General features: G+C 63.4%; 15 protein-coding genes. 9 read left to right on the top strand and 6 right to left on the bottom strand.

What is annotated here, in order from left to right; genetic code table 11:
- Nucleotides 1-13 precede the first annotated feature (13 nt).
- Together rhlI and ACNQP3_RS09930 are read right to left on the bottom strand one after the other, a co-directional pair.
- Nucleotides 14-619, bottom strand: coding sequence for an acyl-homoserine-lactone synthase (rhlI, locus tag ACNQP3_RS09935; RefSeq protein WP_003138177.1), 606 nt, complete (start codon nucleotides 617-619; stop codon nucleotides 14-16).
- Nucleotides 620-665: 46 nt separating this feature from the next.
- Nucleotides 666-1856 carry an MFS transporter gene (locus ACNQP3_RS09930; RefSeq protein ID WP_060514136.1) on the bottom strand — a complete coding sequence of 397 codons (1191 nt, stop codon included), beginning with the start codon at nucleotides 1854-1856 and terminating at the stop codon, nucleotides 666-668.
- Nucleotides 1857-1975: 119 nt separating this feature from the next.
- Here ACNQP3_RS09930 and ACNQP3_RS09925 point away from each other — a divergent pair, with 119 nt between their 5' ends.
- Nucleotides 1976-2872, top strand: coding sequence for a LysR family transcriptional regulator (locus tag ACNQP3_RS09925; protein ID WP_012271651.1), 897 nt, complete (start codon nucleotides 1976-1978; stop codon nucleotides 2870-2872).
- Here the strand turns inward: ACNQP3_RS09925 and ACNQP3_RS09920 are convergent.
- Entirely contained in the window at nucleotides 2853-3773 is a 921-nt protein-coding gene (locus ACNQP3_RS09920) for a LysR substrate-binding domain-containing protein (RefSeq protein ID WP_012271650.1), read from the bottom strand. The genes ACNQP3_RS09925 and ACNQP3_RS09920 overlap by 20 nt on opposite strands.
- A 160-nt stretch (nucleotides 3774-3933) precedes the next feature.
- Between ACNQP3_RS09920 and ACNQP3_RS09915 the strand changes: the two genes are divergently transcribed.
- From ACNQP3_RS09915 to ACNQP3_RS09880, 8 genes are all read left to right on the top strand, one after another.
- Nucleotides 3934-4722, top strand: coding sequence for a YqcI/YcgG family protein (locus ACNQP3_RS09915; RefSeq protein ID WP_060492821.1), 789 nt, complete (start codon nucleotides 3934-3936; stop codon nucleotides 4720-4722).
- 2 nt (nucleotides 4723-4724) lie between these two features.
- Entirely contained in the window at nucleotides 4725-5351 is a 627-nt protein-coding gene (locus tag ACNQP3_RS09910; protein WP_012271648.1) for a LysE family translocator, read from the top strand.
- A 38-nt stretch (nucleotides 5352-5389) separates the two neighbouring features.
- Complete coding sequence (locus tag ACNQP3_RS09905; RefSeq protein ID WP_012271647.1) at nucleotides 5390-6472, top strand: hypothetical protein; 1083 nt, start codon at nucleotides 5390-5392, stop codon at nucleotides 6470-6472.
- 138 nt (nucleotides 6473-6610) lie between these two features.
- Nucleotides 6611-7306, top strand: coding sequence for a hypothetical protein (locus ACNQP3_RS09900; protein ID WP_041166456.1), 696 nt, complete (start codon nucleotides 6611-6613; stop codon nucleotides 7304-7306).
- A 111-nt stretch (nucleotides 7307-7417) separates the two neighbouring features.
- The gene (locus tag ACNQP3_RS09895; protein WP_012271645.1) at nucleotides 7418-8110 is read left to right on the top strand and encodes an AzlC family ABC transporter permease; all 693 of its coding nucleotides are present in this window, start codon (nucleotides 7418-7420) and stop codon (nucleotides 8108-8110) included.
- Nucleotides 8107-8421: an AzlD domain-containing protein gene (locus ACNQP3_RS09890; protein WP_012271644.1), complete on the top strand. Its 315-nt coding sequence runs from the start codon at nucleotides 8107-8109 to the stop codon at nucleotides 8419-8421. Before ACNQP3_RS09895 ends, ACNQP3_RS09890 begins: the two co-directional genes overlap by 4 nt.
- On the top strand, nucleotides 8418-9251 hold the full coding sequence (locus ACNQP3_RS09885) for an AraC family transcriptional regulator (protein WP_069942801.1): 834 nt from the start codon (nucleotides 8418-8420) through the stop codon (nucleotides 9249-9251). Before ACNQP3_RS09890 ends, ACNQP3_RS09885 begins: the two co-directional genes overlap by 4 nt.
- 72 nt (nucleotides 9252-9323) lie before the next feature.
- Nucleotides 9324-9551, top strand: a complete 228-nt coding sequence (locus tag ACNQP3_RS09880) for a hypothetical protein (protein ID WP_012271642.1) — start codon at nucleotides 9324-9326, stop codon at nucleotides 9549-9551.
- Between the two features lie 46 nt (nucleotides 9552-9597).
- Here ACNQP3_RS09880 and ACNQP3_RS09875 read toward each other — a convergent pair whose 3' ends face one another.
- From ACNQP3_RS09875 to nfuA, 3 genes are all read right to left on the bottom strand, one after another.
- Nucleotides 9598-10080, bottom strand: coding sequence for a copper chaperone PCu(A)C (locus tag ACNQP3_RS09875; protein WP_012271641.1), 483 nt, complete (start codon nucleotides 10078-10080; stop codon nucleotides 9598-9600).
- Nucleotides 10081-10689, bottom strand: a complete 609-nt coding sequence (locus ACNQP3_RS09870; RefSeq protein WP_003250418.1) for an SCO family protein — start codon at nucleotides 10687-10689, stop codon at nucleotides 10081-10083. It lies immediately after the preceding gene.
- Between the two features lie 207 nt (nucleotides 10690-10896).
- Nucleotides 10897-11481, bottom strand: a complete 585-nt coding sequence (gene nfuA, locus ACNQP3_RS09865; protein ID WP_012271640.1) for a Fe-S biogenesis protein NfuA — start codon at nucleotides 11479-11481, stop codon at nucleotides 10897-10899.
- Nucleotides 11482-11502: the final 21 nt, after the last annotated feature.

Below are 11502 nucleotides of genomic sequence, written 5' to 3'. Positions count from 1 at the left end.
ACCTCTGAATCATTCACACCGCCATCGACAGCGGTACACCCTGCAGCCATTCCGGGTGGTAGCGCAACAGCATCTCCAGGCCGCGCTCCTGGTAGGCCGGGAAGCTGATCGCGACCAGCGTCTCGCCCTTGACCTTCTGCGGCGGGCCGAGGCGCTGGAGGATCACGCCGTTGCGAACGAAATAGCGCTCCATGGCCGTGGTGGTCACCGCCACCACCGAACTGGCCCCCAGGTACCAGCCGCATTGCAGGCTGGACCAGAATATCTTCATCGCCAGCTGCGGATCGTCCGCCGCGCTGGCGGCGTAGCGCGAAAGCTCCCAGACCGACGGATCGCTCGGCGGGGTTTCGCTGCACAGGTAGGCGAAGACGTCCTTGAGCAGGTAGGCGTCGGTCGTCGGCAGCAGGCGGGCGCAACCGCAGATGCCCTGGCGGCCCATGGCGACGATGTAGCGGGTTTGCGGATGGTCGAACTGGTCGAATTCCTGGTCGCGGACCCTGGAGGTGGAGACCACGTCCCAGCCCAGCTTCTCGATGAAGACTTGATGCCGGTAGCGTCCCAGCTCGGCGATCATGGCGGCGGAAAGCCCTTCCAGCGATTCAGAGAGCAATTCGATCATCTGTAGATGAGATGATTCTACCTTTGTCGTGCCTGGGGTGAGTGTTTTAGCGCCTTCCTGGCACAAACCCGCTGCGCCGCCCGGCCCAGCTCAACAGCCAGGCCAGCGCGATCAGGCCCAGTACCACCGCGCCAAACCCTTCCACTCCTGGGCCGCTCAACAGCAAGCCGCCAATGATCCCGCCCAGGGCAATGGCGCTGTTCCACACCGTCACCAGCATCGACTGCGCCACATCCCCGCCTTCGCCCGCCGCATCGGCGCAAGCGGTCTGCAACAGAGTCGGCGCACCGCCGTAGGTCACGCCCCACAAAGCGATGCTCAGGTACATCAGCCACGACGACGCCTGCCCCAAAGCCAACGTAGCCAGGGCAAAACCCGCCAGGCTCAATAGCACCAGCGTGCGCAGATGCCGGTCGACCAGCAACCCCACCAGGCCAATCCCGGCCAGGGCCGACAGGCCAAACACCATCAACACTGGGCCAATTTCCGTCACCATGCCAGCCGCCGCCAGTAGTGGCACGATATAGGTGTAGAGAATGTTATGGCCAAGGATCCAGCTGAGGATCACCAGCAGCACGAGCATCACCCCCGGTGTGCGCAGCACCTGCATGGCCGCTGGACGCTTGCCGGCGGTGTGCCCAGGGTAGTCCGGCACCGACCGCAATACCCACACCACCAACAGCAACGCCACCAGCGTGACCACCACGAACGTCGCGCGCCAGCCCAGCCCCGCACCTAGCCAGGTGGCAATCGGCAAGCCAAGCGACAGGGCAATCGGCTGGCCGAGCATGGCCAAAGCCATGGCTCGCCCCTGCTGTGCCACCGGCACCATGCGCCGCGCGTGACCGGCGATCAAACCCCAAGCCAGCCCGGCTGCAGCGCCGGTAAAAAAGCGCAGCACCAAGGTCAGGCTGTTGGAATTCGACACGGCCGTCAGCCCGTTGAACAGTACGAAACCGACGATCGCCAGCAACAACGCCCGGCGCCGATACCAGCCTTGGGTCAAGGTCACCAGTGGAATGGCGGTCAGCAACGAGCCCAGGGCATAGGCCGTCACCCATTGCCCGGCCATGGCCTGGCTGATGTGCATACCCTCGGCGATCTGGTCGAGCAGGCCAGCCGGCAGGGTTTCGCTGAGGATGGCGATGAAGCCGGTCATGGCCAGCGCCAGCAGCCCGCTGAGCGGCAAGCGTTCGTTACTGGTTGCCAGCAACGATGCGGAAGGTGTTTGGGACATGTGCTTTTGCCTTGCGTAGGAAAACGAGAGGAACAGTCTGCAAGACCCACGCATTACGGAAAAAGACGGTTACAATGCCACTCACCCAGGACACCAATGTCCGCAATCAGGTATGCAGCATGGACAGCCTCAGCGGCTTCGTGGTCTTCAATCGAGTGGCCGAAACCCGCAGCTTTGTCGCCGCGGGCCAGTCACTGGGGATCAGTGCCTCGGCAGTCGGCAAGCGCGTGGCGCGCCTGGAGAACCGCTTGGGCGTACGCCTGTTCCACCGCAGCACACGCAGCATCACCCTCACCGCCGAGGGCACGTTGTTCCTTGACCGCAGCCGGCGCATCCTCGCCGAAATCGAGGCGACCGAGCAGGAACTGTCGCAAGCCAGCGAAACCCCGCGCGGGCGCCTGCGGGTGAGCATGCCGCAGGTGACCGGGCTGGTGATGCCGGCACTGGCCGAGTTCATGGCGCTGTACCCGCAAGTGGAACTGGACCTGGACTTCTCCGACCGTATGGTGGATATCGTCGGCGAAGGCTTCGATGTGGTCATGCGCGGCGGGCAGCCGGTGGATTCACGGCTCAATGCCAAGTTCCTGGGGCACTTCCAGCACCGCCTGGTGGCCTCGCCCGACTACCTGCGCGAACGCGGCACACCCCTGCACCCACGCGAGCTGGCCACGCACACCTGCCTGCACTACCGCTTCCCCAGCAACGGCAAACTGGAAACCTGGCCGCTGCGCCAGGAGCACCCCGAGCACGCCTACGACATTCCCATTTCGATGGTTTGCAACCATGTCGAGACACGCGTCTGCTTTGCCGTGAACCACCGCGGCATCACCTGCCTGCCGGACTTCACCGTAGGCCGTGAACTGGGCAACGGTTCGCTGGTCAGCGTACTCGACGATTTCATGGAACAGCGCGGCAGCTTCTACCTGCTGTGGCCGTCCGGGCGGCATATGCCGCCGAAGCTGCGGGTGTTCATCGATTTCATGCTCGAGCGGGTGTTCAACCGTACAGGTAGTTGATGTCCTTGTAGGCCAGCGGCGCTACCTGGCCGAGCAGGAAGTCGCGCAGCTTGTGCATCTGCCGCGCTTTTGGGCTGGCCTTGAGCCAGGTCATGTAATAACCGTCGCCCGTGGCCACCGCATGCTTGAATGGTGTGACCAAGCGCCCGGCCGCCAGGTCGGCACTGGCCAGCACCAGGTCGACCACTGAAATGCCCAGGCCCTGCTGAGCGGCCGAAATGCCCTGGTCGAGGGTATCGAACACCTGCCCCTGGTCAATGCTGATGTCCAGCGCATCCATGCGCGCCAACCAACGCCGCCAGTCACGGCGGTCGGGGGATGGGTGCAGGAACTCGCATCGGGTCAGGTCGGACAGTTGCGGTTGTGCCTGCGCCATGTAATTGGGGTGGCATACCGGAATCAGCCATTCATCGAACAGCTTGAAGCTCTCGATATCGGCGGGAAAGCGCCCATTGGCCAGAAGAATGGCGCAGTCGTAGGGCTCGGAATAGAAGTCCACGCTGTCGATGTCCATCCACACGCTGGACAGCTGCACACTGCAGTTGTCCTCGATTTTCTTGAACGCATCCAGCGCCCGCAGCAGCCAGCGCACGGTGAGCGTGGACGGGGCCTTGAGGCGCAAGCCATAGCGGTCCTGGCGCAGCAACGCGCAGGCATTTTCGATGATCTTGAAACCCACTTTCAGCTCTTGTGCCAGCAGGCGGCCGTGCTCGGTCAGGCTCAGTTTAGGGCCGCGACGTTCGAACAGGTCACAGCCGAACATGGCTTCGAGCGTCTTGATGTGGTGGCTGACCGCACCCTGGGTCAGGGCCAGCTCTTCAGCTGCACGGGTGAAGGAGCCATAGCGAGAGGCCACCTCGAAGGCACGCAGCGCGTGCAAGGCCTGAATCCGTTCCGACATGGCGACGTCCCGAGCATGAGTGAGACTAATAGTAGGTCATAGTTCCACGCGTTTTACAACGTCAGAAGCGTCTCGGAAAATGCAGGTAAATAACAAACATAACCAAGATCCTGCCTGCATGTGACTGGAACGTTCACTTAAATCAACGCCTGGGGAAATCATGTTTACGGGATATGGAAATTGCTATCGCCTGGATGCGCTAGAGCTAGCCGCGGAACATGGTCCTAACATGCAACACTGGACGTACAAAACCATAGAACACTTTCGCAGTGTTCTCGCCAACCCCGAATTCCCCTGCTTGTTCGGCCGCAAGGCGGTAAACGGCGAAACCTGTCACATTCTGTTCGCCCGCGCCGAGCAACTCGCCGATGACATCGCGCAGGGCTTGGCCGACTATGTGCGCACCGTCGCACAAATCACCGCCAAGCAGCGCATCGGCAGCCCTTTGGTGGTGTTTCTCGAAACGCCAGCCGGCAGCAACCTCGCCGAGCAGCAAGCGTTGGCCTGGAAGGTGCTGCGCGGGGTGCATGCACGCGACCCACACCCTTGGCCACAGGGCATTCCGACCGACCCTGACGATTCGGGCTGGTCGTTCTGCTATGCCGGCATGCCGCTGTTCATCAACATGAACTTCCCCGGCCATCAGCAAATGAAAAGCCGCAACCTCGGCCAGCACGTCACGTTCGTCATCAACCCACGGGCGAACTTCGACGAAGTGGCCAACGCCAATACCGAGAGTGGCAAGCGAATCCGCGAGCGCATTCGTGAGCGCGTGCACCATTACAACGACGGCGTCGTCCCCGACACCCTTGGCGCTTTCGGCGACGCCGACAACTACGAGTGGAAGCAGTATCAACTGCAGGAGGCAGGCTCGCTCAATCCAGCGCGCTGCCCGTTCCACGCCCATGCCGCACACCTGGCGACACCCGACATACTGATCGAGAACTGACCGTGAATACCGCACTCACCGCCACTTATGCCCTCACCGTCCTGCTCCTTATCGCCACCCCCGGGCCGGTGGTGGCACTGATCGTCAACACGGCCGCTGCCTCCGGCTCACGCAAGGCCATGTTCACCGCTGTCGGCACCAACTGGGCGTCACTGGTGCTGATCGGCGCCGCCGCCTGGATCATCCTCACCAGCGCCGCCATCGACAAGGCATGGCTCAGTACCATGAGCCTGCTGGGCTGCCTGTTCATTGGCTACATCGCCGTGGGCACGCTGAGGGACGCCCTGCAGTCACCAACCCAGGAAGCGGCGAGCGAGGCCCCAAAGGCCGGGCGTGGCGGGCTGCTACAAGGTTTCATGGTGGGTATTTCCAACCCCAAGGACATCATTTTCTTCATCGCTTTCTTCCCCCAGTTCATCCAGATCACCGAGTCGTTCGGCAAGAGCATGGTGGTGCTGTCATTGCTGTGGGTGGCCATCGATTTCGCCGTGCTCAGCCTGTACATCTTCGCCATCGGCAAGATCGCCTCGCAGCGCAGCAACCGCGTCATCAGCCTGGCCTCGGGCGTCGCCCTGCTGCTGATCGCCGCCGGTGGCCTGCTGTACAACCTCAAGGAGCTGGCGGCCTGAACGTGAAACGCAGCACCCGAACAACCGGAGGAGAGAGCATGACCGCGACTGACACGAGCCCGTCTCCTTCGCCGTTGCAGCAGGACTACCAGCGTTTTCTGCTGCTGGGCAGTCGGCGTGCCCCACACACCGTGCATGTGCACGAAACCGGCTACCGCTCCGGCACCATCAACACCGACGCACTCGGCCTGCGCTACAGCCATTGCGCCGGCAAGCGCTTTTCGCCGGCCGAGCGCGGCGGTGCTTCGCGCATCAACCTGCTGGTCGGTGGCTCCACGGCGCTGGGCATTGGCGCCAGTTCCGACGAACACACGGTGGCTTCGCACCTGTCGATGCTCACCGGCGAAGTCTGGCTGAGCCTGGCCGGCTGCGGGCTCAATGCCAGCCAGGAGCTGCTGATGTTCCTGACCCACCAGCACCGCCTTGGCCAGCTCGGCCACGTGGTGGTGCTCAGCGGCCTCAACAGCCTGGCCCACGAAGCCCTGTGCGAAGTTCTCGCCAGCCCCAACGATCCACAACACGCCAAGGCCTACCAGGCCTTTCTCAACAGTTTCAGCGAAGGCATGCAGGCCACCGCACCGTTGCGTCGGCAGTCGCTGTGGCGGCGCATTGGCCAGGCCTTGGCCACGCCTGCGGTCGCAGCCCCGGTCAGCTGGCCGCTGTCGCCCCCGGAAAAGCGCCTGGCTCGTGCCGCCGACAACATTGGCCGTACCTTGCGCCAATGGGACCGGCTGCTGGCAGACAGCCACGCCACCCTCACTTTCATCCTGCAACCGTTACTACCCTGGTGCCGGGATACCCTGCCCGCTGGCGAGCAGGCCATGCTGGCCGCGCTGCAGCAACAACCGGCAAACTTCGACCGGCTGCTGGAAGGCGCCTTCGACAGCCAACTGCACTCGGCGTTTTTCCGCCGCATCAAGAGCCAGGCCGACCCGGTGCCCTGCTACGACATGAACTGCATGCTCAACAGCTCGCCCGTGTTCGGCGCAGACCTGTTCATCGATCGCCTGCACCTGAACGATCTGGGCAACAACGCACTGGCCAAGGTAATCACCGCCAAGCTTGGCTTGGCCCAGGAAAAACACGCCCAGCGCAAGGTTACGCCAATCAAGCTCGTCTGACAGATGCCGAGTGGTCTTCCGGCCAGCCCCCTTGGGTGGCTAGAATATGCCGTCGTTCCGATTTGCCTGAGGCGTACGCTTGACCGCCATGAACATCGAAGCCGTCCATCCTTGTCTGGCCGCCCCTGGGGTTCGCCTGTGAGCCGCATGCGTCGCTTGCCCCCGCTGTTGATCGCGCTGTTACCGCTGGCTGGGCACGCGCTGGAAGTGCACATCGACCCTCATGCCGACCTGCTCTACCGCCAGGCCTTACCCCTGCTGGAGCAAGCCGACAACCAGGATGACGGTGCCAGCACGCTGCGGACCGCCGTGGGCGACGACCCCGAGCTTAGCCGCCAGGGCCAGGCCATGGCCCACACCTTGCCGACAGCGGTCGCCCTGCTGAAAAAGTCGGTGGAGCTGGGCCACCCGGTCGCGCAGTACCGCCTGGCGCTGTACTACATGACCTACCTGCCCGCCGCGCAAATTGCAGATGCCGCCTGCCCGTTGCTCGAGGCCAGCCTCCAGCAGGGTTTTGCCGCACCCGCGCCAGCCATCGCCACCTGGTGCCGGCCCTACAACGCCAGTAACGAATACCGCGCAGCACTGGAGGCCATCCCCAACATGGCCACCGTGTACGCCCCCTACTACCCGCAACCGGCCACCCGCCTGGCTTGCAACCGCAGCCGGCCACAAGGCCTGGAAATGCTGTGGGGGCGCCAGCGCGACTACCAGGCCGAGGTGTACCGCCTGCTTGGCGACCTCGACCCACAGCACCGCCTGAGCCTGTTGCAGAAGGCCGTGGACATCAACGGCTGCGTGACGGCGCAACAGCACCTGACCAGCCACCCATAGCCCTCGGCCGGCCGCGATCCTTGTAGAAGCCGCGTCGACCAGCAAGATCGTTCAAGCCATCCCCTGCTCCGTCTGGCATGCTGGCCTGCCAAGTACAGCATTGCAGCCATCATGCCCCACATCGCTCGCCAAGCTTTTCTCCACGGCGCCATCGCCATTCTCCCGTTGTCCCTGGCCGTCGCCCCCTGGGGCCTGCTGGCCGGTTCCATGGCCATCGAGGCCAACCTCAGCGCCTGGCAGGGGCAAGGGCTGTCGGCCATCGTCTTCGCTGGTGCCGCGCAACTGGTGGCTATCGGCATGCTCAAGGGCGGCGCAAACCTGGCGTCGATCCTGCTCACCACCCTGCTGTTGACCTCTCAGCACCTGCTGTATGGCCTGTCGATGCGCCCGGTACTGTCCAGCCAGCCGCTGCGCTGGCGCTTGGGCCTGGGCTTTCTGCTGACCGACGAGTTCTTCGCCCTGACCAGCCAGTACGACCAGCAGCAGTTCAACCGCTGGTATGCCCTTGGGGTGGGCCTGACCTTCTACATCGCCTGGAACCTGTTCACCCTGGCCGGCATCCTTCTGGGCCAGAGCATTCCCCACCTGGACCAGTTCGGCCTGGATTTCTCCATCGTCGCCACCTTCGTCGCCCTGATCGCACCGCTGGTGCGCAACCTGGCCACGGTGGTGTGCGTCGCCGTGTCGCTGTTCTGCTCGGTGCTGTTCAGCTACTGGCATTGGGAAACCGCCCTGGTCGCCGCAGGCCTGCTGGGCATGAGCGCCGGGTTCATCTGTCAGAAATTCACCGGAGCCCGCGCATGACCTGGATCCTGATTTTCGCCATGGGCGCCATCGTGTTCCTCAACCGCTATGCATTCCTGGAGCCGCGCCTGCCCTTGCGCCTGAGCTCCAATGCCCGGCAGTTCCTCGGTTTTGCCGTGCCGGGTATGCTCACCGCCATTTGCGGCCCGATCATTTTCATGCCCGAGCACCAGCTCAACCTGAGCCTGACCAACCCCTACCTGCTGGGCTCACTGGTGGCCATCGCCCTGGTGTTATTGACCCGCAGCGTATTGCTCAGCATGCTGGTGAGCATGTTGATCTTCTTCCTCCTGCGCAGCTGGCTGGCATGAACACGCCCCTGCGCGAGCAGACACACCTCTGGCAGGCGCCGGCCCTGGGCGACGTCGAGATGCTGCACGCGCGCTATTTCCAGCAGCGCTTTGCCCCGCATGTGCACGAAGGCTATGTGTTCACCGTGATCGAGTCCGGCGCCCAGCGTTTCTGGCACCGTGGCAGCGAGCACTTGGCGCCGGTCGGCAGCATGGTGCTGATCAACCCCGACGAGCTGCATACCGGCGCCACAGCCCACGAAGCGGGGTGGCGCTACCGCGGCTTCTACCCCGAGCACGCGCGGGTCACGGGCGTGCTCGACGAATTGGAGCTGGGCCGCCATGGCATGCCGAGCTTCAAGGACAGCGTGATCCATGACGCGGCCCTGGCGATCGCCTTCAGCCAGCTGCATCAGCTGTCCGAAACTGGCGCCAGTGCCCTGCAACAGCAGACCGCCTGGCGTCAGGCGGTGCTGGCCTTGGTGCAACGACACGGGCAATGCGCTGAACCCTCTGCCCCCGGCCACGAGCCACTGGCCGTGGCCCGCGCCCGCGAACTGCTGGAAAGCCAACTGGCCGACCCACCCTCGCTCGAAGCGCTGGCGGCGGCGGTCAACCTGTCGCCGTTCCATTTCGCCCGGGTGTTTCGCCAGGCCACCGGCCTGCCGCCGCACGCCTGGCTGAAGCAGCGGCGCCTGGCCCGCGCGCGGGAAATGTTGAAGTGCGGCTTTGCTGCTTCGCAGGTGGCGTTCGACCTGGGGTTTGCCGACCAGAGCCATTTGAGCCGGCAATTCAAGCAGGCATACGGGGTGACACCCGGGGCCTATCGCAGCGCTTGCCTGCCAGGCTGAGCTGCGACATCCAGCCTCAGGCAAGCCGGCCAGCCGCTGCTACACTGACAAGGCTGAATGGAGGATCCTGCCATGTCTGAAAGAGATCTCACCACCCTGCTGTCACTGATGAACCAGCGCCAAGCCTGCCTGAGCAGTGCCTGCAAGGAGATTGCCGACTGGATCGACCGGCAGGGCGATGTGCCCGCTGCCGGCAAGATCCGCGCCAGTCTCAAGGCCCTGGAGGCCGACGAAGCCCAGGTCCGCAAGACCTTGACCTCGCTGACCCTCGACAGGCCGCTGCCACGCTTTCGTAGCTGAAAGGCGCAGCTAAAAAAAGGGCCGCTGAACGCGGCCCTTTGATCTGTCAGTGCTTCATGTGCATGTGATCATGCCCACCGCCCGCCTCGGCGTTGAGCGCACGCACCTCAGCCTGTACGTCCAGGGTTTCCTTGCCACCCTTGGCATCTTCGATGGTCAGGGTCAGCGGTACTTTTTCGCCTTCCTTCACCTGATTGTTCAGGCCCATCAGCATCACATGCAGGCCATTCGGGTCCAGGGTCACTGCCTTGCCGGCCGGCAGTTCGACGGCCTTGACCTCACGCATGCCCATCACGTCGCCGTTCATGGTCATCTCGTGCACCTGCACGGTCTTGGCCACGGGCGATGCCACGCTCACCAGCTTGCTGTCGCTGCTGGCGGTCAGGGTCATGAAAGCACCGGTGGACTGCTGGTGCGGCACGCTGGCGCGGACCCAGGCATCGCTCACGGTGGTCTGGGCCAGTGCCGGCAAGGCCAGGCCCATCAGTGCCAGGGCAGCCAGGCCGCGTTTGATCGGTTGCATCGACATTCAGCAGATCTCCATCAGGGTGACCAGGTCTTCGGCGCATTCCTTGGCGTTCAGGGAATGGCCCAGGCTCAGGCGCAGGGTGCCACGTGTATCGTAGACGTAGCTGGTGGACGAATGAGAGATGGTGTAGGTGTCCCCGGCCGGGACCTTTTCGTAAAACACCTTGAATTCCTTGGCCACCGCGGCGATTTCTTCGGGGGTGCCGGTCAGCGCGGTGAACGTAGGGTCGAAGGCCTTGACATAGGCATCGAGCACCTCGGGGGTGTCGCGCTCAGGGTCCAGGGTGATGAACACCACCTGGAACAGGTCGCGATCACGGCCGCGCAGCAACTTGCGGATTTGTGCCGCACGCGCCAGCGTGGTCGGGCAGACAGCCGGGCACTGGGTGAAGCCGAAGAACACCATCGGCATGCTGCCGTAGAAGCTCGACAGGGTGCGCACGTTACCTTGCGGGTCTTTGAGGCTGAACTTGCGCCCAAGGATTTCGTTGCTCATGTTCTTGCCGTACTTGAACTCGAGCCCCCGGGCCGGGCTGCAGCCTGCGAGCAGACCAAGCCCGAGAACGCCCATGCCGGCGACAACCGCACGCCGGGTCAAAAGATCATTCATGAAACCATCCTTTACAGGGAAGGTGCCGGCCCTCGGGACGGGCCGGTCGAAAAACCGGGGCATTCTGGCATGACACCCAGAGGGGTTCTACCCGACCAAGGCGCTGATGGCCCGCAGCCCTTTGAATACGGGCTGCGGCCTGTTGTCGCAGGGGTTGAAACCGTAACACTTTGTTGCTAAGAGAGCCGCCCCGCAGGCGCGTAAGCCTTAGTAGTAGGCGTTCTCTTTCTGCGTGTGGTCAGTCACGTCACGTACGCCTTTGAGCTCCGGAATACGCTCGAGCAAGGTGCGTTCGATGCCTTCTTTCAGGGTGACGTCGGCCTGGCCACAGCCCTGGCAGCCACCACCGAATTGCAGCACGGCAATGCCGTCGTCAACCACGTCCACCAGGCTCACCTGGCCGCCATGGCTGGCCAGGCCGGGGTTGATCTCGGTCTGCAGGTAATAGTTGATGCGCTCGTTGATCGGGCTGTCTTCGTTGACCATCGGCACCTTGGCGTTCGGCGCCTTGATGGTCAGCTGACCACCCATGCGATCGGTGGCGTAGTCGACCAGCGCGTCTTCCAGGAATGGCACGCTGACTGCGTCCAGGTAAGCAGTGAAGCTCTTCAGACCCACGGCGGTGTCGTCAGGCTTCTCTTCGCCCGGCTTGCAGTAGGCAATGCACGTCTCTGCGTACTGGGTGCCCGGCTGGGTGATGAAAATGCGAATGCCGATGCCAGGCGTATTCTGCTTGGAAAGCAGATCGGCCAGGTAGTCATGGGCGGCGTCGGTAATGGTTATAGCGCTCATGTAGGTTCCTCACAGACTTGC

The organism is Pseudomonas sp. LFS074 (assembly GCF_047978165.1).
Taxonomy (GTDB): Bacteria; Pseudomonadota; Gammaproteobacteria; order Pseudomonadales; family Pseudomonadaceae; genus Aquipseudomonas; species Aquipseudomonas putida_P.
Note: the sequence above shows the minus strand (reverse complement) of the source record. Positions and strands in the feature narration are given on the sequence as shown.

Coding starts and splice junctions, on each gene's coding strand:
- ACNQP3_RS09905 (WP_012271647.1), top strand. CDS start 5,390: ATGACCGCGACTGACACGAGCCCGTCTCCTTCGCCGTTGCAGCAGGAC.
- ACNQP3_RS09925 (WP_012271651.1), top strand. CDS start 1,976: ATGGACAGCCTCAGCGGCTTCGTGGTCTTCAATCGAGTGGCCGAAACC.
- rhlI (WP_003138177.1), bottom strand. CDS start 619: ATGATCGAATTGCTCTCTGAATCGCTGGAAGGGCTTTCCGCCGCCATG.
- ACNQP3_RS09890 (WP_012271644.1), top strand. CDS start 8,107: ATGACCTGGATCCTGATTTTCGCCATGGGCGCCATCGTGTTCCTCAAC.
- ACNQP3_RS09915 (WP_060492821.1), top strand. CDS start 3,934: ATGTTTACGGGATATGGAAATTGCTATCGCCTGGATGCGCTAGAGCTA.
- ACNQP3_RS09875 (WP_012271641.1), bottom strand. CDS start 10,080: ATGTCGATGCAACCGATCAAACGCGGCCTGGCTGCCCTGGCACTGATG.
- nfuA (WP_012271640.1), bottom strand. CDS start 11,481: ATGAGCGCTATAACCATTACCGACGCCGCCCATGACTACCTGGCCGAT.
- ACNQP3_RS09870 (WP_003250418.1), bottom strand. CDS start 10,689: ATGAATGATCTTTTGACCCGGCGTGCGGTTGTCGCCGGCATGGGCGTT.
- ACNQP3_RS09895 (WP_012271645.1), top strand. CDS start 7,418: ATGCCCCACATCGCTCGCCAAGCTTTTCTCCACGGCGCCATCGCCATT.
- ACNQP3_RS09885 (WP_069942801.1), top strand. CDS start 8,418: ATGAACACGCCCCTGCGCGAGCAGACACACCTCTGGCAGGCGCCGGCC.
- ACNQP3_RS09930 (WP_060514136.1), bottom strand. CDS start 1,856: ATGTCCCAAACACCTTCCGCATCGTTGCTGGCAACCAGTAACGAACGC.
- ACNQP3_RS09880 (WP_012271642.1), top strand. CDS start 9,324: ATGTCTGAAAGAGATCTCACCACCCTGCTGTCACTGATGAACCAGCGC.
- ACNQP3_RS09920 (WP_012271650.1), bottom strand. CDS start 3,773: ATGTCGGAACGGATTCAGGCCTTGCACGCGCTGCGTGCCTTCGAGGTG.